Here is a 26,438-nt window from a genome sequence, read left to right as displayed (position 1 = left end):
TGAATTCTTCTATTTGTGTCTGGCCCTTAACCACCTTCATCGAGCGGTTTGCGCCACTAGGTTTTCGTTGCCTTCGCGATCAGTTCGTCGCACCGACCATCTGCCGCTTGAGAGCAGTCGAAACGATCTCGTACCATTCGCCCGAACTGACCATTTCGCGCAGACCCGCATTCAGCAGATTCAGCGTTTCTTCCGCGCGCGGATGCTTCTTGTTAACGACGACGTAAAGCTCGTTCACTTCTCCAAGATTCTGATTTTCAACGATTTCGTCGCCAAGACCGAGCGAAGCGATGTTGTCAGCGGCAACCAGCGAGTCGAGTGAGATCACGTCGACAGAAGACGTCATCAATGCCTGGAAGCAGTCCGAAACCTGTGCCGGGCGATAGAGCTTGATGATCGGCTCAGACAGACCGGCTGCATCGAGATGCGCGGTCGAATAACCCTCAGGACGGCAGATACGGCTGCCGAACAGGTCTTCGTGCTTCAAAGCGACCGCGTATTCGCTGTCCTTGCGGGCAAAGAACCCATCGACAACTTCGTAGAACGGCTCGGAGAAGTCGTAGTTCGCGCAGCGGTTCTGATCATGCACCGAAAGCGATTCCGCCTGATCGCAATTCGGCTTCGACCAGGGGAAGGAGCCGTCAAAGGCCAAAGCCGGAAGCAGCAGATCAAGATGCGCGTCCCAGTCGTTGACGAACTGAATCTCGAACTTCTTTTCGGGATCGGCGCGGTAGGCGGCCGTCTCGACAAGTTCGGTGAACATGCCGCGGCCCGGCAGGCTTTCATCGGTGAAGGGCGGAAAATCGTTGCCGGTAATCAGGACGATCGGCCCGGTTTCTTCGGCGGCGGCGGCGACGGCTGCGGCCGACGGTTCGACCGGCGCAGCGGTAACGGCAGCCGGCATTGACCCGTCGGCGCACGGCAGACGAAGCATCATACCGATTTCAATCCGGTTGGGGTCCCCGCCGATCGTATCCACGTTGGCGTCATAGATCATGCGGTACTTGCCCGAACCGTAGGCTTTCTCGGCGATCTTGAGCAGCGTGTCGCCCGTCGTGACGCGGTAGGATTTGCAGGCTTCCTGAGCCATGCCAGCCCCGGCGCAAAGGGTCAGGGCAATGGCGGATGTACCCAGAATCTTGAGATGTGACTGCATTTACTTTCCTTTCGTTCCGAGACGACCGGCAGCGACGACAGGCAACAGTTCTCCTGGCCGGCCGCGCGGGTGTTTCCCCGGGCTGGTTTCGATAGTTCCTGGTTTAAGATCGAAATTTTTACTCAGGGACGTCGGCACCGGAAAATGAACAACCCGGCCCGTCGTTACTCGTCCATGTGCCGCTTCAAACCCTGTTGAACCGGCGGTATTGCAACCTGGATTCCAGCTTCATCCGAGCGGTCTCCGCGGTGCGATTACAAATTTCCTCTCTCGTGGCGCGTTCCTCGCGCTGGAATTCGGGTGAGACCCGGCTAAATTGACGGATCGCCGTGCCTTAGGGCGACGATCCGGTTGTCGTTACTGTCGTGTCAGGTAAACCTCGGCGGTCGTGGAATTGCCGCCTCGCAGCACTTCGAACTTTGCCATTGCGGCATCAGATTTCACCAGTTCTGCCATAACCGACCCGAGTGCATCGACGCTATCGATCGACTGGCCGGTTGTAGCTTCGGACACCAGGACGTCGCCGACCTGCAATCCGCCTTCGCGTGCTGTCGGAATTTCGGTTATTGTCGCGGTCCAGACATCATCGATCATTTGCATGTCAAGCAAAGTACCGTCGGCCAGACCCATCCGGCGCACGACCGGAACTGCAATAAGTCCACGCTCGAAACGCTGGTTTACGGGGTTCTTGAACCGCACGGTTGCACGGGTGTACCCGTCCGGATCGACGACCAGAGCATTCAGGATCTGGGTCTCAAACGGCAGCTCCTTCGACAGCGGCCGGTCGTTAACGGTGTAAATCTCGGTCCCCTCTGCAATCCAGTCGCCCGAGACCGCGTGATTGATTTCGGACGGCACGTTCGTGATCAGCGCGACTTCCGCGTTGCGAACCGTGTTTTGCGAGAATTCGAACGGGATCGCGATATCCCACAGCGCGAAGGAGACCTGCGCCTCAACCAGCGGCAGGCTCAGATCGGGCTTGGCAGCGGCTTCCGCGGCGGCCAGTTCGGCGGCGGCCTGTTCGGCAGCAGCTTGATCTGCAGCGGCCTGCTCTGCAGCGGCCTGTTCAGCAGCGGCTTGCTCCGCGGCGGCCTTCTCAGCAGCGGCCTGTTCAGCAGCGGCTTGCTCCGCAGCGGCCTTCTCAGCGGCGGCCTGCTCTGCAGCAGCTTGCTCTGCGGCGGCCTGTTCAGCAGCGGCCTGCTCTGCAGCAGCTTGCTCCGCGGCGGCCTGTTCAGCAGCGGCCTGCTCTGCAGCGGCCTTCTCAGCGGCGGCCTGTTCGGCAGCAGCTTGCTCTGCAGCGGCCTGCTCTGCAGCGGCCTGCTCTGCAGCAGCTTGCTCCGCGGCGGCCTTCTCAGCGGCGGCCTGTTCGGCAGCAGCTTGCTCTGCAGCGGCCTGTTCGGCAGCAGCTTCTTCGGCTGCGGCCTTCTCGTCCGCTGCGGCGCCGGCACCTACGGTCGAGGCGACGCTCGTGCCATCGGAATCCGACGTGCCGGTGGCGGGCGCCATTGCTGCAACCTCAGCCGTTTGTTCACCGGTCGCGGGCGCTTCGTCGCCAACCATGCTATAGCCTGCCACACCCAGAACGGCGAGTAGTGCCAGTCCCGAAACCGCCATGAGCATCCCACGGCTTTTCGGTGCGGCGCGACCCGTCGCAGGGGCGGTTTCATCCATTGAGAACGGCGCGAATTCTGTCGACTTCGCATCAGGCAGGGACTGATCGCGCGCGCCGTCATCGCTCTCGGTCTCGTCCTCGGCGCGGGCGACCGTTTCGGTTAACAACCGCGAGATCGCCTCGTCGGGATTGCCGTCGACGGCAACCTTGCCGTCGAGCATCGCCAGCCATTCGTCAGCGCTTTGCACGCGCAACGCCGGCTTGGTGATCATCGCCTTGTCGATCGCTTCGAGAAACCCTTTCGGGTATCCCTCGATCCGGCCCGCAAGCGGAACGTAGGGATCGGGGCGCTGTTCGGCGATGGCCGCAAGACGGGCCTGACCGTTGACCGGGGCTTCACCGCTGATCGTGTGATAGAGCGACGCGGCCAGAGCGTAGAGGTCGCTCCACGGCCCCTGTTCGCTGCCTGCGATATAGAATTCCTGCGGCGAATAACCGTCCTTGACCACACGCAGGGCGGAATGCTTGCGACCGGTGGTGGTTTCGCTTTCGCGGGCGGCACCGAAATCGATGAGGATCGGCTCGCCCTGCTGGTTAACGAGAATGTTGTCGGGCGAAATATCGCGATGCAGCATCCCGTGTTCATGCACATAGCCTATGGCCGAAAGCAATTTACGGGTCATGTCGACGATCTGTTCCGGCGCCAACTTGCTGTTGGCGTCCTCGACCACGTCCATGAGGTCGCGACCGTCGACGAAGTCGATCGCCATGTAAGCGGTGTCGTTGTCCTCAAAGACCTGATGCACGCCGACAATGTTGGGGTGCCTGAGCTTGGAAAGGCTGCGGGCTTCCTGAATGAAGTGGCGGATGATCGACTTCAGCTCATTCTGATGCGCACGCGACCGCGCGGACACGATCGTCTTTGTGCGGCGGCAGAAGGCATCGGCGAAGCATTCCTTGATCACCACGTCCCGATCCAGGCTGTCCTTGGCCAGATAGGTAATCCCAAAGCCCCCGTTGTTCAGGAAGCGGGTGATTGTGTACTGGCCGTGCAGCAGAGTCGTGCCGGGCTGGAGTTCATCCAGCTGTCCGTCGAGTTCCGACTTTTCAACAAGGTCGTTCACTGACATTTCGCGCTCCAATTCCACCAGATTGCAGCCGTCACGGCGGTAGCATCTCGGTCGTTATCTTTTGCGACTCCCATTAACCCACTGTTAAGAGCCGCACCGTCTGATCGGCCGAGAACCCGGCAACAATAGGGCGCAAACTGGGAATATTGACGAACCCGAGACAGTTTCCATTCTGGCGATTGTTGTTTCGAAACCACGACGAATCGCACAGGCCTTATAAAATAAGGATATTCCGCGGCTTATCCCGGCAAATGCCACCACGGCGCAATCATTGCGGGTGAATGAGGGATTTGTTCACCTCAATGGCGCTTTCGGGTTATTTACTTTGCGTTTGTAGGGATTTGCGGCGCGGATAAGGCGCATCCGCTCCCGATTCGGAGGCGGAAACAGTCCGCGCCGATCCGGTCGCTTCACAGGCCGTGACCACCCTCATATCCGTTCACCGCGGGGGACTGCCAGCCGCCGAGCAGGCGGCGGTCTGGTCGGCACACATCCACCACAAGCGGATAGCAGGCGGCCGTGTCTGAGGAATGTTCCGCCGAGCAATCGCCGCCGGGACAGGCTGACAGGGCGCCGAGCAGATCGATCTCGGCAAAAAATTCCAGGTAGTCGCCCGGCCGAACCGGGGACGCTTTCATGAAATACTGGCCGGTATCGCGGGTGAAGCCCGTGCACATAAAGACATTGAGAACATCGTGGACTTCGCCCTCAATGCTTGCAACCGGCTGCCCGGTTTCCGCCGCCAGCGCGCGGGTCAGGTTGGAGTGACAGCAATGGTGGTACTGCCCGCCATGGCTGAGCAGGTTGTGCGTATACGGATCACAGCGGGTGCCGATCACATCATGCACACTTCCGCCGAATGCGTCGAACCCGTACCAGTCGAGTGTGTCATGCGTGATCGTGGCCATGGGCCGCATGTAGGGAAAGCTTGACCACATCCGGTCGCCTGTCGACAGATGGGTCCCATGCAGGGCGCGCGTCTTTCCGGAATAGAACCGTTCCTTCAGGTTGCCCGCGTTCCAGAGATTGAGGTCGCCGACCTGCGGCCCCTCGACCGACCGGATACGAAAGAAGTGCCCCGCAGGGACACGAAAACAGCGCGCCTCGCGCGGCGGCACGGTCACGCTGCTGATCAGCTCCATCCCCTCGCGCGCGGTACGGTAGAGCGTCATGTCTGGCGCCGGAAGCGTCTCGGGCGGATAACAGACAACCGGGCGTATGGAACGCCGGGCCTCGGCATCTTCGGGCGCGGAATTCATTGGATGATCGGGCTTCATACGGCACCTCCTCGCGCAAGTCTGGCGACGCCCGTGGGCGGGGTCAATCGCCCACAACGATTCGGAGGGGATTGCCCGCGCAAGAAAGTAACGCGGCCGCATTGCAACCCGTCACTTTCGTTCCGGCGCCTCCGGCAGAATACCGGAGCGGCGGTGCAGATTTTTAGGCCCTTCCGGCGATCTGCCGGTTCTACCCGGCATCTTGACGCAACGTACCCGTTTCGTACCGGCGCATTGATCTTGTGCGGAACGACCCGCGCACTAGGCTTTGCGCATTCGTCTATTCAGGCGCATTCTAGGCAACAATGAAAACAACAACACAACCACTGGGAGGTCATCCGATGATGAACAAACTGCTCCTTTCCACCATCCTCAGCGCCAGCCTCGCCCTGCCGGCCGTTGCGGCCGAAGTTGCGGCGGGCGATACGCTCGCGGAAAATCAGGAATACACCTACTGGCTCCTGGACGCGATCAAGTCGATGGACCCGCAGATCAACACCGACGTCGAAGGCTCGGGCATCATGCGCTCGCTCTTCGAAGGTCTCTACAACGAAGATCAGGTCGGCAACCTCGTTCCGGGCGTCGCGACGTCCTACGAACTTTCGGATGACAAGACGACCTACACCTTCCACCTGCGCGACAACGCCAAGTGGTCGAACGGCGATCCGGTGACGGCGAACGACTTCGTCTATGCGTGGAAGCGTCTGGCCGATCCGGCGACCGCCTCGGAATATGCTTGGTATATCGAGCTGATGCAGATCGTGAACGCCTCTGAAATCATCGCGGGCGAAAAGCCGGTCGATGAGCTGGGCGTCAAGGCCGTGGACGATCACACATTCGAGGTGAAGATCACCGCACCCCTGCCCTACTTCCCGTCTATGACCACCCATGCCTCGGTCTTCCCGGTCAACAAGGCCGTGGTGGAAGCAGGTGGCGACAAGTGGACCGAACCGGGCAACCTCGTCGGCAACGGCGCCTATGTGCTGAAAGAACATATCCTCGGCGAAAAGGTCGTGATGGAGCGCAACCCGATGTACTGGGATGACGCCAAGACGATCATCACCAAGGCGACCGCGCTGACGATCAACGACAACAACGCCGCGCTGACCCGTTACCTTGCGGGCGAGCTTGACCGCGTTGACATCCCGGCGGGACAATATCCCAGCCTGAAAGAACAGTATCCTGATCAGGCAGTCTCGGTGCCGCAGTCCTGCTCTTATATCTACATGTTCAACCTCGACGAGGCGAAGGGACCGGCGGCACTCAAGGATGTGCGCGTGCGCAAGGCTTTGTCCTATGCCATCGACCGCGACACGATCGTCGACAAGATCCTTCAGGGTGGACAGGCGCCGTCCTATAACTGGACCCATGCGGCAACCGCCGGTTTCGAAATGCCGGAAATCGACTATGCGAGCTGGCCGCAGGAAGAAAAGTTCGCCAAAGCGAAGGAGCTGCTGGCAGAGGCAGGCTACGGCCCGGACAACCCGCTGAAGCTGACGCTGAACTACAACACCTCGGAAAACCACAAGAAGATCGCCATCGCGATTCAGCAGTTCTGGAAATCCGTCGGTGTCGAAATGACGCCGAACAACATGGAATGGAAGGTTCATACCGACAAGATGCAGAACCAGGACTTCGAAGTAGCCCGCTATGCATGGTGCGGCGACTACAACGAAGCCTCGACCTATCTGGACCTCTTCACCTCCTATTCCGGCCACAACAACGGCAAGTTCTTCAACGACCGTTACGACGAGTTGATGAAGGAATCGAAGACGGCCGCTGACCCGGCGCCGCTCTACAAGGAAGCCGAACAGATCCTCGCGGAGAACATGCCCTTCGCGCCGATCTATCAGTACACGAAGGTTGAGATGATCAAGCCCGACATGAGGGGCATGAGCGTGAACAACCTGATGCAGAACTGGTACCTCAAGGACATGTATCGCGTCGCCAACTAAGGCGGCTTTGAGGGGCGCGCCTGACCGGCGCGCCCCGCTTCCTTGCGGTAGGGTTTCCTCATGCTCTCCTATGTCATCAAGCGTCTGGCCGTCGCGGTGCCGACGCTTCTTCTGCTCATCATCATCTCGTTCCTCCTGATGCACGCGGCCCCCGGCGGCCCGTTCACGCAGGAACGCGCGCTGCCGCCGCAGGTGCTGGCCAATCTTGAGGCGAAATACGGTCTCGATCAGCCGCTCTGGCGTCAGCTTTTCTCCTATGTCTGGGGCATCATCGCGCATTTCGATTTCGGCCCGTCCTTCATCTACAAGGACCGGACGGTGAACGAGATCATCGCACAGGGCTTTCCGGTCACGCTGACCTATGGCTTTATCTCGTTCCTTGTCGCAGTCGCCGTTGGCGTATCGCTCGGCATCGCGGCGGCGATCCGACACAATACCTTCCTCGACTATCTTGCCGTCGGCGTCTCCATCGGCGCGCAAGTGCTACCGAACTTCGTGATGGCACCGATCCTGCTTTTGACCTTCACCTACTGGCTGCGCTGGCTGCCCGGCGGCGGCTGGGAAGGCGGCCAGTGGGAATACATGGTCATGCCGGTCATCGCGCTTTCGACCTCTTTTATGGCCTCGATCGCGCGGATCACGCGGGCCTCGATGCTGGAGGTTCTGACCTCCAACCACATCCGCACTGCCCGCGCCAAGGGCTTGCCGGAACGCAAGGTGATCCTGCGTCACGCGTTGAAACCCGCGCTGCTGCCGGTTCTTTCCTACCTCGGGCCTGCCTTCGTGACGATGATCACCGGTTCGGTCGTGGTGGATTTCTACTTCTCCACCGGCGGCATCGGCAGAAGCTTTGTCGACAGCGCGCTCAACCGCGACTACGCGGTCATGCTTGGCGTCACCATCCTCGTGGGGGCGCTCACCATCCTTTTCAACCTCGTGGTCGATATCCTCTACGCGTGGATCGACCCGAAAATCCGGTACTGAGCCATGGTCATCGATTCAATAGGCATGAAGAGCCTCGGCGACCGGTTCGCGGCCGAAGAGGTCAAGGGCCGCTCGCTCTGGGCCGATGCGCGCCGCCGCTTCTTCCGCAACAAGGCCGCCGTCGCGGGGCTGATCACGCTGATCACCATCACGCTTCTGGCGCTCTTCGGCGACGCGCTGACGACCTGGACGAACGAAGAGCTTGATTTCAATGTCATGGGGCAGATCGCCCAGCTTGGCGGGCCTTCGCTTGAGAATGGCCATTATTTCGGCACCGACGATCTGGGGCGCGATCTCTTTTCCCGCACGCTTCAAGGCACGCGGATTTCGCTCATGGTCGGCATTCTCGGTGCGGCCGTCGCCGTCATCGTCGGCACACTTTACGGGGCAGTATCGGGCTATATCGGTGGGCGCACTGACCAGATCATGATGCGGATCGTCGATATCCTTCTGGCGATCCCCTTCATGTTCGTCATCATCCTCCTGCTGGTGATGTTCGGCCGCTCGATCGTCATGCTCTTCATCGGCATCGGGCTGCTGAGTTGGCTCAACATGGCGCGGATCGTGCGCGGCCAGACTCTGAGCCTCAAGCACCGCGAATATGTCGAGGCGGCGCAGGCGACGGGCGTGTCCACCTTTACAATCATCCTGCGTCATATCGTGCCGAACCTTCTGGGCATCGTCGCGGTCTATGCCACGCTTCTGGTGCCCGAAATGATCCTGACCGAAAGCTTCATCTCCTTCCTCGGCCTCGGCGTGCAGGAACCCCTGACATCGCTCGGCGCGCTGATCTCGGAAGGGGCGAAGACGATCTATTACGGCACGCTCTGGCAGCTCTGCTTCCCGCTTCTTTTCTTCGTCCTCACGCTCTTTGCCTTCTTCTTCGTCGGCGACGGCCTGCGCGACGCGCTCGATCCGAAGGACCGCTGATATGGCACTGCTTGAAGTCAGGGACCTGGGGGTCAGCTTCGCTACGCCGGACGGAACGGTAAACGCCGTGAACGGGGTGAACTTCACCCTTGAGAAGGGCGAAACCCTTGGCATCGTGGGCGAAAGCGGGTCGGGAAAAAGCCAGCTTTCCTTCGCGATCATGGGGCTTCTGGCTAAGAATGGGACGGCGACCGGGTCGGTGAAGTTCAGCGGGAAAGAGATCCTGAATGCACCCCCGCATGTCATCAACCCGATCCGCGCCAACCAGATCGCGATGGTCTTTCAGGACCCGATGACCTCGCTCAACCCCTATATGCGCGTGGCCGACCAGATGGCCGAGGTGCTGACCCACCACAAGGGCATGGGCAAGGCCGAGGCCGTCGCCGAAAGCATCCGGATGCTCGACGCAGTGAAGATTCCCGACGCGAAGGGGCGCGTCGGGCTTTATCCGCACGAGTTTTCCGGCGGCATGCGCCAGCGGGTGATGATCGCCATGTCGCTGCTGTGCCGCCCCGAACTGCTGATCGCTGATGAGCCCACGACCGCGCTCGACGTCACCGTGCAGGCACAGATCATGGCGCTTCTGTCCGAGCTTCAGCGCGACTTCGGCATGGCAACGATCCTCATCACCCATGACCTCGGCGTGGTTGCGGGGTTCTGCGAGGATGTACTGGTCCTCTACGGCGGACAGGTGATGGAACAAAGCCCGGTCGATCCCCTGTTCACCACCCCCGCCCACCCCTATTCCCGTGGCCTTCTGCGCGCGATCCCGCGCGTCGATCAGGAAGGCGAGGAACTGGACTCCATCCCCGGCAGCCCGCCCAACATGACCCAGGCACAGACAGGCTGCCCCTTTGCGCCGCGCTGCGATTTCGCGCGCGAGGATTGCCTTGATCATCTCGCGCCGCTTGCCCAGTTCGCGCCCGACCGTTGGCGGGCCTGCAACCGCACGCTGGAGGAACTGGCATGACCGAACCGCTGCTCCGCGTCGAAGACCTTCGCGTCACCTTTGAACTGAAGCGCGCGGGCGACATGCCCTGGACCAAGCCGCGTCTTCTCCACGCCGTCTCGGGCGTGAATTTCGAACTGTTCCCCGGCGAAACCCTTGGCATTGTCGGCGAATCCGGCTGTGGTAAGTCCACGCTGGCCCGCGCGCTCATCCAGATGGTGCCCGGCACCGGCAAGGCGATCTGGCAGGGCAAGACCGATCTTCTGGCGCTGTCTCGGCGTGAGATGCTGAAATACCGCGCCGATATCCAGATGGTGTTTCAGGACCCGCTGGCCAGCCTCAATCCCCGTATGACCGTCGGCCAGATCATCGCCGAGCCGCTGAAGACACACAAACCCGACCTTTCGGGCGAAGAGGTCAAGACCCGCGTCAAGAAGATGATGGACCGGGTGGGCCTTCTGCCGAACCAGATCAACCGGTATCCGCACGAGTTTTCCGGCGGCCAGTGCCAGCGCATCGGCATCGCCCGCGCGCTGATCGTGGAACCGAAGCTATTGATCTGCGATGAACCCGTCTCGGCCTTGGACGTCTCGATTCAGGCGCAGGTGATCAACCTTCTCGCCGAATTGCAGCGCGACCTCGGCCTTGCGATGATCTTCATCGCCCATGACCTTTCCGTGGTGAAGCATATCTCCGACCGCGTCATGGTGCTCTATCTCGGGCGCGAAATGGAGATGGCGACAAGCCGCGACCTCTATGCCGACCCGCAGCACCCCTATACGCAGGCGCTCCTGTCTGCCGTGCCGATCCCCGATCCGGCGGCGGAACGCCAAAAAGTGATGATCCCCTTGGACGGCGATCTTCCCTCACCGCTCGCGCCTCCCTCGGGTTGCGTCTTCCGCACCCGCTGCCCCCGGGCCGAGGCGCGCTGCGCCGAAAAGGTCCCGGAATTCACACATGGCGCACACGGCGTTGCCTGCCATTTCCCGGGCCCGCTGATCGGCGCGAAGAAGGCGGTGGAACGGGCCTGAATAGTCGATGGTTGTTTCGATCAAGCGGACGGCAAATGGAACTCACCCGCCTGACTGTCTGGTTAAAGCGAACTGCTCAAGTTCCTGACACGACCATTGCATCTTGAAAACATGACGGTATGCCGTTGCAGGGATGGAGAGTTGTTCAAACACGATGTCCACATGACTGGCGCGCTCGACAGACTTGTCGCGCATTGCTGACCTGCGCATTCAAAGTTGATGATCGACATATGATCGGGCGTTCTCCCGCGAACGATTGCAAGGGATATTAAGCAGGAGCTTTTAAGGCTCTGACGGTCGTAAGAACCAAGTCCTTCAGACATCGCCGTTGTTGCCGAAAAGAACGACACGGCTGAAGAATTGCTGGGGTTCTGCACCATTTGGTGCAAGGATAAGCCCGATCTGGAATACTTGCATGTTGCACCAAAGGTACAATCGACTGCTTGTTCCCATTGCGCCGCTAAATCCTGATCCAGACACGCATGAAATGAATGTTGGTCAGCGGACCTTTGCTTGACCAGATATCAGGAGGATCTATTCAGTCGCCATCCGTTGGCGACCATTTCACTGTTCAGAAGGCCGGATCGAAGCGCCGCGCCGACAGCCAAAACCGCAATCTCGGTTCGTGCCAATTGCCATTCGTCAACAGCTTGGATCTGTCCCTTTTTGAAATCTTCTCGCCACTTTTGGCGCAAACTCGATAAAGACCCACAACCTGACATCTGCGCTTTTGCAAGTTCAACGGCATTGTCCACGCCAATTGTTGCGAGACATGCTAAACCGATTTGTGTTTTCACCGGGTGATGCGTTGCTTCCAAGCAGATTTCAACGATTTTCAAGGGTGTTTCGCGTGCAAAAGCAGGCGAAACCAGGCATCCGATAGCACCCGTAAATACACTGCGTCTTGCCAGCCCCATAGTTCACGTTCCTTTCTCAAGGTGATCCGCCAGCCGCAGTGCAAGGGCGATAAAATTCATCGTCGGGTTGGCCTGGCCTGAGGTTGGAAATACCGAGCTGCCCGCCACATAAAGGTTTGCCACGCCGTGAACTTTGCAATTTGCATCGACGACACCTTTGGCCGGGTCCGCGCTCATCCTTGTCCCACCAGCATGATGAATCTGCCAGAATGCGTCATCAATCCAGGCTTCGCTCAAACTATTCCCATCAAACTTCAACCGCCCCAAATCGGCCATGCCTACGCCCCGTCCACAGGATTCGACGACGTGTCTGATCGTGGCAAGCTCCAGATCGCCAACGCGCATCTCAAGCTTTGTGCGTCGCAGGCCGAACGCGTCAAGTTCGTCAGACAAAGTTACGCGGCTGTCCGCATAGGGTGCGTGTTCAAGCCGAACACGTATACGAAACTCCAAGTCTGGTGGTTTTATCCAGCTCAACATTCTTTCGCTAAATGACTTGCGACGACTTCCGGACCCCAACAGAAACATGCTGTGATTCAGTATGCGAGCCTCGCGTTGCACGGATGCATCCAGTTGTAGATCCAACCTTACCTTATCGTCGCCGATCCACGTATAGGCCTCGGAAAGAAAGTCGTCACTTTCGGTGAGGGAAACCTGCCCCAAGTCATAGGCCGGGTGCTCCATGAAGTAGCGTCCCACGCCGTCATGATTGTTGCCAAGTCCCGGCCAGCGATCCGGACGGCTCTCCGTGGGTCCTGAAAGCAGAAGCTGACGCGCGTTTTCAATTCCACCGGTTGCCAGAACATATGTGCGGGCACGTATCTCCTGGCGTTTTCCTGCGCGGTTCCCTACCGTTACCGACATTACTTCCGACCCGGTTTCATTTGAGTTGAAGCCGAGAACATGCCCGCCCAGGATCACTGTAAGTCCGGTTGTCTTTTCCAAATCCCTTCGATAGGCCTCGCCGAAACCGAAGATGGGTTCGGGAAACCGAAAGAGTACCGGCCGGAAACCGGCGTCCTCCAGATGGTTCGTGGGGGCATTGTTTGGAAGCACCCATTCCTCGTGCGACACTCGGCACAAGTCGGCTGCGCGTGGCAGGTAGCCTGCGAAGTCGTTGTAATCAATCGGCCATCCGCTGTCCGCAACCCAATCCCGAACCGAGAAGTCAATTGGCTGAAGCGGTGTTGACTGACCTGCCCAGTGATTAGTGCTGCCACCAAGATACCTCAGGCGAACGCTGTCTAAGTCCGTGTAGGGTACTCCCGAGATTTCTCCGGCGGCCAATTCCTGACTGTCGTCGTCCGGTTCGAGACCGCCACTTTCAACGAGTATCACCTCTCGGCCAGAACGCGCCAATTCAATTGCAAGTGTGATGCCAGCCGGACCACCTCCTGTGATACAAACATCGGTCTCTAACGCCGGAGATTCAGAAAAATCAGAAAACGCAACCAGCACTGGGAGCACCTATATTGATGAATTACTTCGGAAATTCGTACACAATGACGTGGTTTCCGTCTACCAGGTTGTTATTCGCGTGCGTCCGGTTTGTCAGCACAGCGAGCCCATATGACCCCTGATCCTACGGCTTGTCGCCACTATCGGCACTACTGCGCCGTCGCCGTTTTCAGAAACGCAATCAGGTCGGCGCGGTCCCCTTCCCCTGTAATCCGCTGCATCGGCATCTTCGATCCGGGAATGAAGTGATCCGGTCCAAGATCGAACAACTGGTCTACCGTCTCTTCACTCCAGACGATATCCCCCCGAACCAGCCGCTCGGAATAAGGATATCCCGTCATCGATCCCGCCTTGCGCCCGAAGAGCCCGTGCAGCGTCGGTCCGGCCCGCCGACCTCCATCGGGTCCGAGCGTGTGGCAGATCGAGCATTTGCGCTGGAACTGCCTCTCGCCATTCGACATCTCTTCGGGCGGGGTCAGGTAACTCTGACCGGCATCCTCGATCCTCACCCCGTCGAGATCGTCGACCGGCCAGCTATACATCGCGTTGTCGAGCCCGCCGGCATGGATATTCGCGCCGTCGAACGAAAAGACCAAAGCCCAGACCGGTCCTTTCAATGTAGCCCGAAAATCATCCGCGATCCGCCATTCGACGGTGTCGAGCATCATGATATAGCCCTCGGCATCGCCCACCGCGATCCGCTGTCTGCCCGGATGATGGGCCAACGCCAGGATCGGGCGGCGGTCGAGCGTGAAATCCCCGATCACCTTGCCCCCCGGCAAGGCCAGAACCCTCGTGCCGCCGTCGACCGCACCATAGGCGAGCCATGCCCCGTCCGCCGCCATGGCCAATGCATTGACGCCGAAACCATGATGAACGAGCTGACCAAGGGCCTCGCCCGTATCCGCATTCCAGACCCGGATCGTCCCATCCGCAGAAGCGGTGTAAAGCCGCGCTCCATCGGGCGAGAAAACCGCGTCGTTGACGCTCCCCCCATGGCCCTCGATCACCACCGGCGGGGCATCGCCTGCCAATGGCCAGATCCGCGCCGTCCCGTCCCAGCTGGCGGAGGCAACCCTTGTGCCGTCGGGCGACAACGCAAGCCGCACCACCTTGCCAAGATGGCGGCCAAGGACGTGCCCCCCGTCGTCATCCCAGAGTCGCAATGAAAAATCATCGCCGGCCGACACGATCCGCCCCTCGCCGGGATAGATTACGGCATTGACCGCCGCGTCGTGGCCTTCCAGCCATTGCGGTATGCCATCACGCCAGACTCCCACTGAATTGTCAAAACTCGCGGTTACGATGGTACCGTCCGCGCCCACGGCGATCCCCTTGACCGGCCCGCCATGGCCTTTGAGTGTGAAGAAATCCTGCGCCAGTCCAAAGCCGACCGAGGCGATCCACAGGACCGCCGCCAATACGCCGCAGGTTTCACCCCTTCGCCACATGGCCGGACCGTCCCTCAGCTTTTCCGCGCGGCGAGTATAACGACTCCTCCGCCGGTCCGGTCAATCAGTTCGTCCGGGAAGTGGTACTTTGTTCCTGGCCCGCGAGTTCTGAGACACTGCCTCAGTGATCGTCATGCGCGTGGGCGCGGTCGATCTCATAGCGTTTGTCGCAGTAGCCGCATTCGACAAAGCCTGTATCGTGCGGGATCGTCAGCCAGACGCGCGGATGGCCCAGGGCGCCCTCGCCGCCGTCGCAGGCCACTTTCCAGGTGGTCACAACCTCGGTTTCGGGGGCGGGGATGGTCATCGTCGTTACTCCGTCAGAAGATTTGCTGCATGATAGCGATTGCGGGGGGATGGACAAGCGGGCCCCGCCTGTCAATCCACCCGTTTCAGCATCGAGCCGAGAACCCGGCCGCCAAGGATGTGCATGTGATAGTGCGGCACCTCCTGCACACCATGCGTCCCGGCATTCGAGATCGTGCGATAGCCATTGTCGCCTTCGCCAGGTGCAATCTTCATCATCCGGCAGACCTCGCCCGCCGCGCGGGTGAAATCGGCGATCTCCTCGGCGCTGGCCGCGGCCGCGAAATGATCGAAGTTCACATAGGGCCCCTTCGGGATCACCAGCACATGCACCGGCGCCTGCGGGCCGATATCGTGGAAGGCCAGCGTATGCTCGGTCTCCAGCACCGTCTTGTTGGGAATTTCGCCGCGCAGGATACGGGCGAAGATGTTGGTGTCGTCGTAAGCGTAGGCCATAGTCGTCCTCAGTCCGAAAACAGGTTTTCCATTGCCGCGATCGCGCGCGCCTTGTCTTCCGGGATAGACAAAAACGCCGCCAAAGGCACGGCGTTTTCGTCCGGCCCGGCGGTTTCGCGCATCCGGTTTAGATGGGCAAATCCGGCATCCGCGATCCGGTCGCTTTCATGGCGCAGATCGTTGCGGATCGTCGGCAAGAGCCGCGCCATTGCCTCGGGTCCCGCCTGCTCGCCCGCAAGCCCGATCCGCTTCGCATGGCCGGTCAGGTAGTCGTCGCAGAACCGGCACTGAATCTCCAGCAGCCGCGTCGTCGCCCGGTCGGCGCAGAAATCCTGCAAAAGCTCGAAATTCCTCGGGTCCATGCAGACCAGCAGCCGATCGGTCTTGTGATAGTCAAACAGCATCCGCATCAGCGCCCGCCGGTGCCGTGTGCGTTTTTCAATGGTCGACTGAATGCCCCCGAGATCGGGAAGCTCTGTTTTGCCCTCATCGAACAGATATTCGATGACAGGAAGGTCCAGTTCCTGCCGCACAATCCCGGCCAGCCGTCGTGCCACATGCCATTTCTTGCAGATCACGATCAGAAGCTCGCGCTCGCGCCCGAGGCTCGCCTCGGCCTCCCAGAACCGCGGCGCATAGCGGCGCCCCTCGCGGCCCCGGTCGGTCACGAAGCGGTAAAGTCGCTGCCCCTCGTTCGAAATCCGGAACTCCGTCCCCTCCGAGGCATAGAGAACCCCAAGCCGCCGCTTCAGTTCGCGCGCCTCGGGGCTGACCTTGCGGGCAAAGAGGAAATCCTGGGCCAGCAGCAGATCATAGTGATCGTTGTAGAACGTGACCGGCATGCCGTAGTCGGAAAACATCAGGAAGGTCAGCGTCCGGCTGCGGATCTCGGCATCCGGCACGACATGGCGGACGATGGTCTGAAAGAAGGTCTCATCCGGGATCCATGTCGTGCGGAAGAACCGCATCACGTCCTTGCGCTTGCGGGTAAAGTCCAGCACCCATTCGATCGTCCGTCGCCTGAGGCACCACCACTGGCTTCCGATCATGACCTGCAGGTCGGCCGGAATCTTGCGCCGCCAGCCAAGCCGCTTCTGCAGCTCCATCGCGCCGTAGAACAGCCGCTTGTTGCTGCGTTCGTTGAACAGGTGGCGATAGATCAGCCGCTCTTCCTTGATCCCGGTCTTGATCCAGTCCGAGCCGAAGAAATCAAAGCTCTCGATGTAATCGATATCGGCGCTGTCGAGGAAATCATGGGCATATTCGGCCGACTTGATGGCCATGCAATCGCCCGAGAGCATGTAGAAATGCGTCGCACCCGGAAAGGCCGATACCGCCGCTTCGACCGCGTGCAAAGTTGCCTGAACAAGGCTCCATTCCCCCCAGCCGCATCGGACCCGCCGCCGCGCGAAGGTGACATTGGGGTTGCCGTCAAGGGCCTTGCGGATGCGGTCATACTCCGATTTCGGCGCGCTCGCATCGAAATGGATCGACATGCAATCGCCCACCGCTGTCAGCCGCTCGGCTTGCCGGATGATCCCTTCGGGGTCCTTGTGGCACAGGAGAATGAAGGCGATTTTTGCCATTTTCGAAACGATGAGGCCCTTCTTGCCGTTTTTGTTGCCCCAGATAGCTTTATCTGCCGTTGAAAAGACAGTGTTTCTTTGCTCTTTAGGCCGTAATTGTCGTGCAGGATAGTGCCCGGTTGCGTGCGGGCACGTTGGAGGTAAGCGTTACATGGGTTTTCCCGGCACCTGGATGACGGAAAGTGAAAGCGTGGTCTATCGCGTGGTGCCGAAATGCGCCTGCTCCACGATTGGCCAGATCATGTTCTATTCCGATCACGGCACCTTTTTCGATGGCGATATCCACGATTCGACCGCGGGTCTGCACAAATGGGCGCAGGAACAGAGCCAGCGGCTGATCGAGGCGAATGTGGCCGCCCATAAGAGCTATGCCTTCACCTGCGTGCGCAATCCCTATACCCGCATCCTGTCGTCCTTCTTCGACAAGATCTGCGGCATTCAGCGCAACGGCAAACGCTATCGCGGCAACCTCGTGCCACTTCTGATCCAGAAATACGGGATCGAGGTCGGCGACCCGGAAAACGGCTTTGAGTTTGACCAGATCAAGTCCTTCCGCCGTTTCCTTCTATTTGCCCGCGACACGATCCGCTGGCGCAAGCCGATGGAACCCGACATCCACTGGTCCGCCATGTCGGGACATATCGGCACCTTCATTTCCAGCGGCGGGCGCTACGACAACATCGTCTTCACCGAGAAGTTCAATGACGGCATGCAAAGCGTGCTCGACAACATTGAGACGAAGCAGGCCGTGATCCTGAAAGACATTCCGAAGTTCAACGAAAGCGAAGGCCACGGGCCGAAGCGGGCGCATCCGGTGGAGGATTATTTCGACGACCTCTCGATGCACCTGATGTGGGAGATCTACCACAAGGACTTCCAGCTGTTCCGCTACGATTTCGATAACCCGGCCAACAAGATGCCGGTGGGCGAGATCGACCTCAACGAGGTCCATGTCAAACTCGCGAACTGAGATGGCAGGTTATTCCGGCACGCCTCTTGCAAAGAAACTCGGCATCAAGCCCGGGATGAAAGCGGCGGTCGTGAACCCGCCCTGGCCCTATGCCGAAACGCTGGGGATCGACGCCGCACCGGAAGAAATCGGCACCGATGCGGCCCTGCCCGGCGACCTCGCCTTCCTTCACATCTTCACCCCCTTCCGAGACGAGTTGCAGCGGCGGCTGCCAGAGGCGCGACACCGGATCGCGCCCGATGGCATGGTCTGGGTGAGTTGGCCGAAGAAAGCGTCGAAACGCTATTCGGAAGTGACCGAGGACACTGTGCGTGAAATCTGCCTGCCCATGGGGCTTGTCGACATCAAGGTCTGCGCGGTGGACGAGGTCTGGTCGGGACTGAAGCTGGTCATCCGCAAGGAGTTAAGGTAGCCGCAGCCTCATGTCATCTGGCCGAAACAAAGCGACCGGCCGGGAAATTCCGGCGGAAGCAACAAGTGGGCGGGTTGTATTTCGCCACTCACTTCCGCGTCATCCCTTCACGGAGGAAGGGACTTTTTGGTCCAAAATGATCCATCTGAGGCAAGCATTGGCGCGGTAGGTCGTTTCCGTCCTCGAGGCTTCTACACACGAGTCCAAGCGCCGCCCGAATTCAGCGGCACCGGCTTGCCACCACTGCAAGCGCGATGCGGACCAGGCTCAAGATGGGTTGGTGCATGAGGCAGATCCCTCGGCGAAGCAAAGCGCGCAGAGCGGCCGTTCAGCCCTGACATCTCCGAGGCTGGTTTGCCCCGCAAAACCGACCATCTCACGCGCCTTCTCGATCCGCCATTCATTCTGGCGGTGGTCCAGCACCCCGCCGTTGATGCTGCAACGCAGGCCGGTTGGCTTCGGGCCAAACGCCGATCCGAATGAAATGAGTAACGATGACCGCCACGGCCCAGGTTGCAGAGGACGCCGGTAAAGGCCGGCGCCCCTGTCGTTCATGGTGCCTTTAGGCCGCTGCTGTCTTCGGCCCGAAGATGTTCTTGATCTCGGCCACGAGGTCGGCGGGAAATCCGCCGTTCTTGGCATGGGCGTAGATCGCCTCGGCGTTATCCGCCTCATGGATGCAGTAAAGCTTGTCGCCCGCCGCATAGGTCTGGTGCCAGACATACGGCACGCCAAGGCCCGCCACTACCTTGTTCGACTTCGCCGAGATGTCGCGCAGTTCTTCCTGCGTCAGGGTGTCGGCGCCCGGAATATTCCTTTCGACCAGAAACATCGGCATGTTCTTTCCTTTCCTCGGTTAGATGCCTGTTACCAAGCCTGCGGCAGCGGCGTTTCGCGAGACGTGTGATGCAAACAAAAAAAACCAAATCTTTACTCTCACGGTTTCCCACACGGTTGCCGTGCTATGGTTGGCGCGGGACGTTGGGCGGAGCGCGGCGCTGTGAAGATATTCCTGATCGGCAGGCCAAGGATCATGGCAGACGACGGAAGCGAGACGGGTGTGCCCGGCCATCAACCTTGGGCGGTTCTTGCGCGATTGCTCTGCTCTGGCCGGCCATTGGGGCGGCGCGAGCTTGCTGCGGAGATTTTCTCGGAAACCGAAGACCCGCTTGGGGCATTGCGTTGGTGTCTTGCATCCCTCCGGCGCGCGACCGGTGCGAAGACGCTTCAGGGCGACCCGATCGTTCTGAATTTTCCGGCCGACACCCATGTGGATGTCTGGAGACTGAAATCCGGTGAGGTCGAAGATGCCGGGCCGACCTCATTTCTCGAAGGCGTGGAACCCGCCGCGAGTGCGGCTTTCGATACATGGCTGCTGATCGAACGCGAGCATATCGCCAGCCAGCTTTACGAATGTCTGCGGCGGCAATCGATGCGCGCGCTGTCGGCGGGAGACCATGTTCGTGCGCGCAGTCTAGCGGAGCGTGGCGTGCGCTGCCGCCCGCTGGACGAGTCGGGACACATCATTCTGGTCAAATGCCTCGCCGCCGCGGGCGACATTGCTGCGGCGGTCGCGCATGCGGAAGCAACGGAGGCGCGTTTTCTGAAGCAGACCGGTGAGAAGCCGACCCCGGCCCTGCGTGCCGCCGCCCGAAAGACGGTAACCGACCCGCCGCACGGGGTTTCGAAGACCGCCATCATCGACGCCCTGATCAAATCCGGCAAGGCGGCCGTCGCGGCCGGTGCGGTGGATGCAGGGCTTGATTGCCTGCGCCGCGCCGCGGCAGACGCTGAAAAGGCGGGGGATGAGCATCTTCAGGCGCGCGCGCTGGAACAGCTTGGCACCTCGCTCATCCATGCCTGTCGCGGATTTGACGATGAAGGTGCGCTGACACTGCAGCAGGCCGCCGATATCGCCGTCAGGATAGGGTCGTCGGATGTCGCGGCAGAGGCCCTGTGCGAACTGGGATATTGTGACGCCCTTGCGGGCCGGCGCCCGTCTGCTGCTGATTACCTGGCGGAGGCCTTGACGCATGCACATGGTAATGACGAGCGCCAGGCAGGCATTCACGCCTTCATGGGCTTCAATCTCGTCGATTGGGGGCGGGTGGAGCTGGGGGTTTCACACTTTGAGCGATCGCTCGACTTCGCGCGTCGGGCGGAGAACCGGCGACGCGAGATCTGGGCGCTGGGCATCGGAGCCTGGGGTCTGTTGCGGGCCGGACGTCCGGAGACGGCGCGGGACTGGCTTCTTCGGTGCCTGAGGCTGTGCGATGACATCAACTGGCTGGCCTTCCGGCCATGGCCGGTTGCAATCCTTGCCGAAGCCAGACTGGCCATTCACGAGATCGGCAACACGACGCGGGCTGATCTCGAAGAAGCGCTGGCGGTCAGCAACCAACTGGCCGATCCCTGCTGGCAGGCCGCTGCGGCACGGGCGCTCGCTCTGGTCGATGTCTATTCCGGCGAATACAAAGCGGCCGACAGATGGCTCATTCACGCGCGCGAGCGGTGCTGTTCGGTCACCGATCGTTATGCGGGGCTGTTGGTCGAGATAATTTCCGATCAGGTGCGTTTGGCAAGGAAGGCCGGTGATGATCGGGGGGCCGCCGCCCTGGCCCGCCAGTTGCTGCCCATTGTCGCCAGAACGCATGCCGACGGCCACCTCGAATTCGCGACGGCGGCTTTGAACCAGTCACACCGGTCCGCATAGCCGGCGCTGCAATCGGTTCGGGCCGTCAATGTCGGTGTCGTCAGCGATACAGGCCGGCTATTCCTTCGGGCGGTGATCGAGCGCCACGCCGTTGATGCAATAGCGCAGGCCGGTCGGTTTCGGGCCGTCGGGGAAGACATGGCCGAGATGGGCGTCGCAGGCGGCGCAATGGACCTCGGTCCGGCGCATGAACCAGCTGCGGTCTTCCGCTTCGCCGACCGCCTCGCCGTCCATCGGCTTGTAGAAGCTGGGCCAGCCGGTGCCGGAATCGAACTTGGTCTCGGCGTCGAAGAGCGGCTGGCCGCAGCAGACGCAATGAAAGGTCGCGGGCCCCTTGGGGAAGTCGTCATGCGAGAAGGCGCGTTCGGTCGCGTGTTTGCGCGTCACCTTGTAGGCAAGGTCGGAAAGCTGGGCGCGCCATTCCTCGTCAGTTTTCTCGATCTTTTCGGCCATCGGCGTCCTCCATTCCATTCCACCAAGCCGCGAAAACGCGTTACAACGACTGGGTTGATATGTAGGGCAGGCCGTGCCGTCAGCCAAGCGGGAGAGTGCCGAAAAATGCAGCCGATGCGACGGGGTCGGTATCTGGCCCGGCTGGCCGGGAGCGGGGGGGACGTCGAACGGGCGCAGGTGTTGCGCGGTCAGGCCTTCCTTGGCGGTACTGTCGGCGTGCGCGACGCGGACCGGTTCGACCCGCTCTGCCGCCATGTCCTGATCGAAGAGGCGGAAAGCGGGGCGCTGGTCGCGACGTTCCGGCTGATGCCGCTCGGTTCCGGGCGCGAGATTGGCCGGAGCTATTCGGCGCAGGTCTACGACCTTTCGGTACTGGAACGGCTTGACCGGCCGATGCTGGAACTGGGGCGATTTTGCCTCGCGCCCGGCCAGCGCGACCCCGATATCCTGCGCCTTGCCTGGGGTGCGATCACGGCAGAGGTCGATGCGATGTCGGCGGGGCTCTTGTTCGGCTGTTCGTCCTTTGCCGGGACCGAGGCCGCGATCTATCGCGATGCGTTCGGCTGGCTTGCCAACCGTCATCTTGCACCACCTGACCGTCGACCGGGCCGCCGCGCGACCGAGACCGTGGCGCTTGCGGAGGCGGGGGCGGCCGAGCCCGATCCGGGGATGGCCTTGCGGACCCTGCCACCGCTTCTCAGGGCCTATGTTGGCATGGGTGGCTGGGTCGGCGATCACGCGGTGATCGACCGCGAGTTGGGAACGCTGCATGTCTTCACCGGGCTGGAGGTGGACAAGGTGCCCGCCGCCCGCGCCCGCAGCCTGCGGATGGTGGCCGAGTCCGGGCCGGTCTAGCGCTGTGTGGCGCCGCCTGCGGCCCAGAGCCTTTGCGCCGCGGTCTCGACCGCGCAGGGGCGGATGGTGCGGAGGCGAGTGAGCGCGGCATCGGCGGCTTCGCCGAGTTCGGTCATGATCCGCAGGACTGCCATGCCGGAACGCCCGCACCCACCAAGGCAATGGGTGAGCACGCGACCGCCATCCGAAAGCAGGGTCCGCGCCTCACGCGAGACACCGGCCCAGCCGTCGCGCAAAGCCGCACTTTCGGCGCTGAAATCCTCGACCGGCAGATGGCGCCATTCGATGCCACGGTTGGCGAGGTCCACGGACAGGGTGGCGGCCCCGTATGCCGCTAGCTCCGATCCCGTCGCCATGGTCAGGACGAGACCCGGACCCCAACCGAGGATCGTTTGAAGGTCGCCGGGATAGTCGCCGTATCGCCCCGGCATCGGGCAGAGCGCAAGCCGTCCGCCGCCCGCCTCGACTTCGAAAATGCCGAAGTCCCTGTTGGCCGGACGGTTGGCGGACACCGCTCAGCCCCGCTCTTTTTCATGTTCGAACCGAAGCTGCGCCAGCCTTTCGTTCCGATCGGCCTTCAGATCATCCTCCAGCGCCTGGCGGACAAAGCTGAGATGCGCCTCGACGGCGCCCCGGGCCGCTTCGGAATTGCGGGCCTGAAGCGCGTCATTGATGGCCCGGTGCTGATCGAGCAGGGTACCCCGGGTCATGCGCTGCTTGAACATGACCTTGCGGTTGTAGAAGACCCCTTGCCGCAAAAGGTCGAACATGGAGCGCATCATGTGCAGCATGACGACGTTGTGGCTGGCCTCGATGATCGCCATGTGGAATTCGGCATCAAGCCGCGCCTCGTCCGATGGGTCGCGCTTCAGATGCGCGGCTTCCATCTTGGCAAATATCTCGGCGACAACCGAGAGGTCGGTGTCCGAGGCAAGGCGGGCGGCTCGTTCAGCGGCCAGCCCCTCAAGATCGCGGCGGAAATCGAGATAGTCGAAGACTGCATCCTCGTGCCGGGCGAAGAGGTCGATGAGGGCGGGCGAGAAGGCTGAACCGAGGACCTCGGCGACAAAGATGCCCGATCCGGCGCGTGTCGCCAGGAGGCCGACCTCTTGCAACGCCGATACCGCGTCGCGGAGCGAGGGGCGCGAGACGCCGAGCCGTTCCGACAACTCGCGTTCCGAGGGTAGCCTCTCGCCCGGGCGCAGGATGCCGTGAAGGATCAGGCTTTCGATCTGGCGAGCGACGGTGTCGGAAAGTTTCTCGGGCTCGATCTTGCGGAAGGGCATGGCGGTCCTCGTCAATTGGTCAAGTCATATGACCGCACGAGCGGAGGGGCAATGGGAAAGGCCAGAAGCGATCGGTCGTAAGTCGGCGTAGAGCCCCGCTCGCCGGCCTTGTTGGGCGCTCCACTTCGCCCGGGTGAACGCCCGCAAAGCTCCGATGCTGACAATACCGAGATTTCATCGGCAAGGCGGGCTTGCCCTTGATCGACGGAAAGGCGAACCTTTGCCTGACCACGCGCGAGGAGAGACACTGTCATGATCCCGGTTTTCGACGGCCACAACGACTTCCTCCTGCGTCTTCTGGAAAATCCCGAAGACCGTGAAACCATCTGGCTCAAGGGCAACGGCAAGGGCCATCTCGACCTGCCACGGATGAAGGCCGGCGGCTTCGCGGGCGGGTTTTTCGCCGTCTACATCCCGTCTCATGATGAGAATGACACGACGGATTACGAAGCGCTGATGAACAACCCGCCCTACGACCTCGACCTGCCGAAACCCATCGGCGCGACGGTGGCGCAGCCGGTCGCGGCCGCCAAGATCGGGCATCTGATGTGGATGGAACGCACGGACAAATTGACCATCTGCCGCAGCGTTGCGGATATCCGCGCCGCGATGGCGACGGGTCGCATCGCCGCCATCCTGCATTTCGAAGGGGCGGAAGCCATTGGCGAGGACCTCGACGCGCTGCATGTGTGGCATGGGGTAGGCCTGCGGTCGGTCGGGCCGGTCTGGTCGCGCCCGACGATCTTCGGTCATGGCGTTCCGTTCCGTTTCCCCGGCTCGCCCGATACCGGTGATGGACTGACCGAGACGGGCAAGCGGCTCATCAGGGAATGCAACGCGCTGAAGATCATGATCGACCTCAGTCACCTTAACGAAAAAGGCTTCAACGACATCGCCGCGATCTCCGACTCGCCGCTCGTCGCCACCCATTCCAATGCCTACGCCGTCACCCCGTCCACCCGCAACCTGACGGACCGCCAGCTCGCGATGATCCGGGAAAGCGACGGCATGGTCGGCCTCAATTTCGGCACCGTCTTTCTGAATCCGGACGGCAGGAATGCCTCGTTCGAAGGCTGGGACCCGCTCCTGCGGCATCTAGACCACCTTCTGGAACATCTTGGCGAAACCCGCGTCGGTCTCGGTTCGGATTTCGACGGGGTGTCCGTGCCAAAGGCAATTGGCGATGCGGCGGGCCTGCCCCGTCTGATCGAAACACTAAAGGCGCATGACTATGACGAGGCCCTGATCACGAAGATCGCGCATGAAAACTGGCTGAGGGTGCTTGAACGGACATGGGGCGAATGAACCTGCCGGTTCTCGACAATCAAGCCGCAAGCAGACTTTTTCTTGACCGCCATGCGCTGATCGAACCACCATCGGGACCGGCAAAGGGGGCGGACCTTCTCTCGCTCATCCACCGGCTCGGCTTCGTGCAGATCGACAGCATCAACACGGTCGAACGCGCGCATCACATGATCCTCTGGTCGCGGCGGCAAAGCTACCGGCCACGGAACCTCGCGGTGCTTCTCGAAAAGGAAAGATCGCTTTTCGAACACTGGACGCATGATGCCTCGGTCATTCCGGCCGACTTCTTTCCCTATTGGAAACTGCGCTTCAACCGCGATGCCAACCGCATCCGCGCCCGCTGGGCCAATTGGCACGGGTCGGAGTTTCACGGGAAGGTCGAGGACGTGCTGACCCATGTGCGCGAAAACGGCCGTTGCGGGTCGGGCGATGTGGGCGAAGACGAAAAACGCGGCAAGGGCGGCTGGTGGGAATGGCACCCGTCGAAAACCGCACTCGAATATCTCTGGCGGTCGGGGGAGTTGTCGATCTGCCACCGCCGGAACTTTGCCAAGATCTACGACCTGACCGAACGCGTCCTGCCCGACCATCACGCCCTGCCCGATCCGGGAGAGGCCGCGACCGTGGACTGGGCCTGCAACGCCGCGCTTGATCGCCTGGGTTTCGCCACGTCCGGGGAAATCGCGGCCTTCTGGGACCTGATCACGCCAACCGAAGCAAAGGACTGGTGCGTGGCCACCCTGAAACGCGGCGCGATCGAGGAGGTGCAGATCGAAGGCGCGGGCGGCGCGCTCCGCCGCTCCTTCGCCCGGCCCGGCCTTGCCGAAGAGGCGTCGGCGGTGCCGGAACCCCCGAACCGCATCCGCATCCTCTCGCCCTTCGACCCGGCTTTGCGCGACCGCAAAAGGGCCGAGCGGCTCTTCGGCTTTTTCTACCGGATCGAGGTTTTCGTGCCGGAACCCAAGCGGCAATACGGCTATTACGTCTTCCCGGTGATGGAGCGCGACCGGCTGATCGGCCGGATCGACGCGAAGTGCCAGCGGGGGGAAGGTGTGTTGGCCATCCGCGCGTTCTGGCCCGAGCCGGGCGTCAGGATGGGCGCGGGACGGCTGGCACGGCTTGAGGCTGAACTGACGCGCCTTGGTCAGTTCACCGACTGCCGCGGCCTCAGCTTCGCCGATGGATGGCTGCGGGGCTGAGCGCCCGAAACCGACGCCGAACGAGGTCGGCAACGGAACAGACGCAG

At 61.2% G+C, this 26,438-nt stretch carries 24 protein-coding genes; 11 read left to right on the top strand and 13 right to left on the bottom strand.

The window, feature by feature from the left end:
- Positions 1 to 79 precede the first annotated feature (79 nt).
- The 3 genes from OEZ71_RS18805 to OEZ71_RS18795 form a co-directional block, all read right to left on the bottom strand.
- Entirely contained in the window at positions 80 to 1,156 is a 1,077-nt protein-coding gene (locus tag OEZ71_RS18805; RefSeq protein ID WP_263741622.1) for a transporter substrate-binding domain-containing protein, read from the bottom strand.
- A 357-nt stretch (positions 1,157 to 1,513) separates the two neighbouring features.
- A complete protein-coding gene (locus tag OEZ71_RS18800) occupies positions 1,514 to 3,898 on the bottom strand; it encodes a serine/threonine-protein kinase (RefSeq protein WP_263741621.1) in 2,385 nt (794 codons plus the stop codon).
- Positions 3,899 to 4,308: 410 nt separating this feature from the next.
- Complete coding sequence (locus OEZ71_RS18795; RefSeq protein ID WP_263741620.1) at positions 4,309 to 5,175, bottom strand: urea carboxylase-associated family protein; 867 nt, start codon at positions 5,173 to 5,175, stop codon at positions 4,309 to 4,311.
- Positions 5,176 to 5,519: 344 nt separating this feature from the next.
- Between OEZ71_RS18795 and OEZ71_RS18790 the strand changes: the two genes are divergently transcribed.
- Genes OEZ71_RS18790 through OEZ71_RS18770 form a run of 5 tightly spaced genes read left to right on the top strand, consistent with a single transcriptional unit; the run spans position 5,520 to position 11,024 of the window.
- Positions 5,520 to 7,130: a peptide ABC transporter substrate-binding protein gene (locus OEZ71_RS18790; protein WP_263741619.1), complete on the top strand. Its 1,611-nt coding sequence runs from the start codon at positions 5,520 to 5,522 to the stop codon at positions 7,128 to 7,130.
- A 60-nt stretch (positions 7,131 to 7,190) separates the two neighbouring features.
- Positions 7,191 to 8,114 (top strand): oligopeptide ABC transporter permease OppB, encoded by a 924-nt coding sequence (gene oppB / locus OEZ71_RS18785; RefSeq protein ID WP_263741618.1) that lies wholly within the window; start codon positions 7,191 to 7,193, stop codon positions 8,112 to 8,114.
- A gap of 3 nt (positions 8,115 to 8,117) precedes the next feature.
- Positions 8,118 to 9,044 (top strand): ABC transporter permease subunit, encoded by a 927-nt coding sequence (locus OEZ71_RS18780; RefSeq protein ID WP_263741617.1) that lies wholly within the window; start codon positions 8,118 to 8,120, stop codon positions 9,042 to 9,044.
- 1 nt (position 9,045) lies between these two features.
- Entirely contained in the window at positions 9,046 to 10,014 is a 969-nt protein-coding gene (locus OEZ71_RS18775) for an oligopeptide/dipeptide ABC transporter ATP-binding protein (protein ID WP_263741616.1), read from the top strand.
- Positions 10,011 to 11,024, top strand: a complete 1,014-nt coding sequence (locus OEZ71_RS18770; RefSeq protein WP_263741615.1) for an oligopeptide/dipeptide ABC transporter ATP-binding protein — start codon at positions 10,011 to 10,013, stop codon at positions 11,022 to 11,024. The genes OEZ71_RS18775 and OEZ71_RS18770 overlap by 4 nt, the downstream gene beginning before the upstream one ends.
- 524 nt (positions 11,025 to 11,548) lie before the next feature.
- On the opposite strand, the gene OEZ71_RS18765 is transcribed toward OEZ71_RS18770, so the two are convergent.
- The 6 genes from OEZ71_RS18765 to OEZ71_RS18740 form a co-directional block, all read right to left on the bottom strand.
- Positions 11,549 to 11,941 (bottom strand): hypothetical protein, encoded by a 393-nt coding sequence (locus OEZ71_RS18765; protein WP_263741614.1) that lies wholly within the window; start codon positions 11,939 to 11,941, stop codon positions 11,549 to 11,551.
- 3 nt (positions 11,942 to 11,944) lie between these two features.
- Positions 11,945 to 13,399, bottom strand: a complete 1,455-nt coding sequence (locus tag OEZ71_RS18760; RefSeq protein WP_263741613.1) for a GMC oxidoreductase — start codon at positions 13,397 to 13,399, stop codon at positions 11,945 to 11,947.
- Between the two features lie 149 nt (positions 13,400 to 13,548).
- Complete coding sequence (locus OEZ71_RS18755; protein WP_263741612.1) at positions 13,549 to 14,850, bottom strand: c-type cytochrome; 1,302 nt, start codon at positions 14,848 to 14,850, stop codon at positions 13,549 to 13,551.
- 121 nt (positions 14,851 to 14,971) lie between these two features.
- Positions 14,972 to 15,157: a zinc-finger domain-containing protein gene (locus OEZ71_RS18750; protein WP_263741611.1), complete on the bottom strand. Its 186-nt coding sequence runs from the start codon at positions 15,155 to 15,157 to the stop codon at positions 14,972 to 14,974.
- 71 nt (positions 15,158 to 15,228) lie between these two features.
- Positions 15,229 to 15,612 (bottom strand): HIT domain-containing protein, encoded by a 384-nt coding sequence (locus tag OEZ71_RS18745; protein ID WP_263741610.1) that lies wholly within the window; start codon positions 15,610 to 15,612, stop codon positions 15,229 to 15,231.
- A gap of 8 nt (positions 15,613 to 15,620) precedes the next feature.
- Positions 15,621 to 17,198: a beta-1,6-N-acetylglucosaminyltransferase gene (locus OEZ71_RS18740; protein WP_263741609.1), complete on the bottom strand. Its 1,578-nt coding sequence runs from the start codon at positions 17,196 to 17,198 to the stop codon at positions 15,621 to 15,623.
- A gap of 151 nt (positions 17,199 to 17,349) precedes the next feature.
- Here OEZ71_RS18740 and OEZ71_RS18735 point away from each other — a divergent pair, with 151 nt between their 5' ends.
- Together OEZ71_RS18735 and OEZ71_RS18730 are read left to right on the top strand one after the other, a co-directional pair.
- Positions 17,350 to 18,168: a sulfotransferase family protein gene (locus tag OEZ71_RS18735; protein WP_263741608.1), complete on the top strand. Its 819-nt coding sequence runs from the start codon at positions 17,350 to 17,352 to the stop codon at positions 18,166 to 18,168.
- A 1-nt stretch (position 18,169) separates the two neighbouring features.
- Positions 18,170 to 18,580 (top strand): DUF3052 domain-containing protein, encoded by a 411-nt coding sequence (locus tag OEZ71_RS18730; protein WP_263741607.1) that lies wholly within the window; start codon positions 18,170 to 18,172, stop codon positions 18,578 to 18,580.
- A 562-nt stretch (positions 18,581 to 19,142) separates the two neighbouring features.
- On the opposite strand, the gene OEZ71_RS18725 is transcribed toward OEZ71_RS18730, so the two are convergent.
- Positions 19,143 to 19,418: a DUF4242 domain-containing protein gene (locus OEZ71_RS18725; protein WP_263741606.1), complete on the bottom strand. Its 276-nt coding sequence runs from the start codon at positions 19,416 to 19,418 to the stop codon at positions 19,143 to 19,145.
- A 195-nt stretch (positions 19,419 to 19,613) separates the two neighbouring features.
- On the opposite strand from OEZ71_RS18725, the gene OEZ71_RS18720 reads away from it, so the two are divergent.
- Positions 19,614 to 21,293 carry a BTAD domain-containing putative transcriptional regulator gene (locus OEZ71_RS18720; protein ID WP_263741605.1) on the top strand — a complete coding sequence of 560 codons (1,680 nt, stop codon included), beginning with the start codon at positions 19,614 to 19,616 and terminating at the stop codon, positions 21,291 to 21,293.
- Positions 21,294 to 21,350: 57 nt separating this feature from the next.
- On the opposite strand, the gene msrB is transcribed toward OEZ71_RS18720, so the two are convergent.
- A complete protein-coding gene (msrB, locus tag OEZ71_RS18715) occupies positions 21,351 to 21,746 on the bottom strand; it encodes a peptide-methionine (R)-S-oxide reductase MsrB (RefSeq protein WP_263741604.1) in 396 nt (131 codons plus the stop codon).
- A gap of 105 nt (positions 21,747 to 21,851) precedes the next feature.
- Between msrB and OEZ71_RS18710 the strand changes: the two genes are divergently transcribed.
- Positions 21,852 to 22,601 (top strand): GNAT family N-acetyltransferase, encoded by a 750-nt coding sequence (locus tag OEZ71_RS18710; protein WP_263741603.1) that lies wholly within the window; start codon positions 21,852 to 21,854, stop codon positions 22,599 to 22,601.
- Here OEZ71_RS18710 and OEZ71_RS18705 read toward each other — a convergent pair.
- Both OEZ71_RS18705 and OEZ71_RS18700 read right to left on the bottom strand, forming a co-directional pair.
- Positions 22,598 to 23,113 carry a protein-tyrosine phosphatase family protein gene (locus OEZ71_RS18705; protein WP_263741602.1) on the bottom strand — a complete coding sequence of 172 codons (516 nt, stop codon included), beginning with the start codon at positions 23,111 to 23,113 and terminating at the stop codon, positions 22,598 to 22,600. The two genes, OEZ71_RS18710 and OEZ71_RS18705, sit on opposite strands and share 4 nt — an antisense overlap.
- A gap of 3 nt (positions 23,114 to 23,116) precedes the next feature.
- Positions 23,117 to 23,887, bottom strand: a complete 771-nt coding sequence (locus tag OEZ71_RS18700; RefSeq protein ID WP_263741601.1) for a FadR/GntR family transcriptional regulator — start codon at positions 23,885 to 23,887, stop codon at positions 23,117 to 23,119.
- Between the two features lie 252 nt (positions 23,888 to 24,139).
- Here OEZ71_RS18700 and OEZ71_RS18695 point away from each other — a divergent pair, with 252 nt between their 5' ends.
- Together OEZ71_RS18695 and OEZ71_RS18690 are read left to right on the top strand one after the other, a co-directional pair.
- Positions 24,140 to 25,192: a dipeptidase gene (locus tag OEZ71_RS18695; protein WP_263741600.1), complete on the top strand. Its 1,053-nt coding sequence runs from the start codon at positions 24,140 to 24,142 to the stop codon at positions 25,190 to 25,192.
- The gene (locus OEZ71_RS18690; protein ID WP_263741598.1) at positions 25,189 to 26,391 is read left to right on the top strand and encodes a winged helix-turn-helix domain-containing protein; all 1,203 of its coding nucleotides are present in this window, start codon (positions 25,189 to 25,191) and stop codon (positions 26,389 to 26,391) included. Before OEZ71_RS18695 ends, OEZ71_RS18690 begins: the two co-directional genes overlap by 4 nt.
- The last annotated feature ends 47 nt before the right edge of the window (positions 26,392 to 26,438 follow it).

Source organism: Albidovulum litorale, assembly GCF_025751495.1.
GTDB classification, from domain to species: Bacteria; Pseudomonadota; Alphaproteobacteria; order Rhodobacterales; family Rhodobacteraceae; genus Albidovulum; species Albidovulum litorale.
The sequence above is the reverse complement of the archived record's forward strand: the minus strand, read 5'-3'. Positions and strand labels throughout refer to the sequence as shown.

Coding starts and splice junctions, on each gene's coding strand:
- OEZ71_RS18730 (WP_263741607.1), top strand. CDS start 18,170: ATGGCAGGTTATTCCGGCACGCCTCTTGCAAAGAAACTCGGCATCAAG.
- OEZ71_RS18755 (WP_263741612.1), bottom strand. CDS start 14,850: ATGTGGCGAAGGGGTGAAACCTGCGGCGTATTGGCGGCGGTCCTGTGG.
- OEZ71_RS18745 (WP_263741610.1), bottom strand. CDS start 15,612: ATGGCCTACGCTTACGACGACACCAACATCTTCGCCCGTATCCTGCGC.
- OEZ71_RS18750 (WP_263741611.1), bottom strand. CDS start 15,157: ATGACCATCCCCGCCCCCGAAACCGAGGTTGTGACCACCTGGAAAGTG.
- OEZ71_RS18775 (WP_263741616.1), top strand. CDS start 9,046: ATGGCACTGCTTGAAGTCAGGGACCTGGGGGTCAGCTTCGCTACGCCG.
- OEZ71_RS18735 (WP_263741608.1), top strand. CDS start 17,350: ATGGGTTTTCCCGGCACCTGGATGACGGAAAGTGAAAGCGTGGTCTAT.
- OEZ71_RS18725 (WP_263741606.1), bottom strand. CDS start 19,418: ATGCCGATGTTTCTGGTCGAAAGGAATATTCCGGGCGCCGACACCCTG.
- OEZ71_RS18710 (WP_263741603.1), top strand. CDS start 21,852: ATGCAGCCGATGCGACGGGGTCGGTATCTGGCCCGGCTGGCCGGGAGC.
- OEZ71_RS18780 (WP_263741617.1), top strand. CDS start 8,118: ATGGTCATCGATTCAATAGGCATGAAGAGCCTCGGCGACCGGTTCGCG.
- OEZ71_RS18700 (WP_263741601.1), bottom strand. CDS start 23,887: ATGCCCTTCCGCAAGATCGAGCCCGAGAAACTTTCCGACACCGTCGCT.
- OEZ71_RS18765 (WP_263741614.1), bottom strand. CDS start 11,941: ATGGGGCTGGCAAGACGCAGTGTATTTACGGGTGCTATCGGATGCCTG.
- oppB (WP_263741618.1), top strand. CDS start 7,191: ATGCTCTCCTATGTCATCAAGCGTCTGGCCGTCGCGGTGCCGACGCTT.
- OEZ71_RS18695 (WP_263741600.1), top strand. CDS start 24,140: ATGATCCCGGTTTTCGACGGCCACAACGACTTCCTCCTGCGTCTTCTG.
- OEZ71_RS18690 (WP_263741598.1), top strand. CDS start 25,189: ATGAACCTGCCGGTTCTCGACAATCAAGCCGCAAGCAGACTTTTTCTT.
- msrB (WP_263741604.1), bottom strand. CDS start 21,746: ATGGCCGAAAAGATCGAGAAAACTGACGAGGAATGGCGCGCCCAGCTT.
- OEZ71_RS18770 (WP_263741615.1), top strand. CDS start 10,011: ATGACCGAACCGCTGCTCCGCGTCGAAGACCTTCGCGTCACCTTTGAA.
- OEZ71_RS18805 (WP_263741622.1), bottom strand. CDS start 1,156: ATGCAGTCACATCTCAAGATTCTGGGTACATCCGCCATTGCCCTGACC.
- OEZ71_RS18720 (WP_263741605.1), top strand. CDS start 19,614: ATGGCAGACGACGGAAGCGAGACGGGTGTGCCCGGCCATCAACCTTGG.
- OEZ71_RS18795 (WP_263741620.1), bottom strand. CDS start 5,175: ATGAAGCCCGATCATCCAATGAATTCCGCGCCCGAAGATGCCGAGGCC.
- OEZ71_RS18740 (WP_263741609.1), bottom strand. CDS start 17,198: ATGGCAAAAATCGCCTTCATTCTCCTGTGCCACAAGGACCCCGAAGGG.
- OEZ71_RS18790 (WP_263741619.1), top strand. CDS start 5,520: ATGAACAAACTGCTCCTTTCCACCATCCTCAGCGCCAGCCTCGCCCTG.
- OEZ71_RS18800 (WP_263741621.1), bottom strand. CDS start 3,898: ATGTCAGTGAACGACCTTGTTGAAAAGTCGGAACTCGACGGACAGCTG.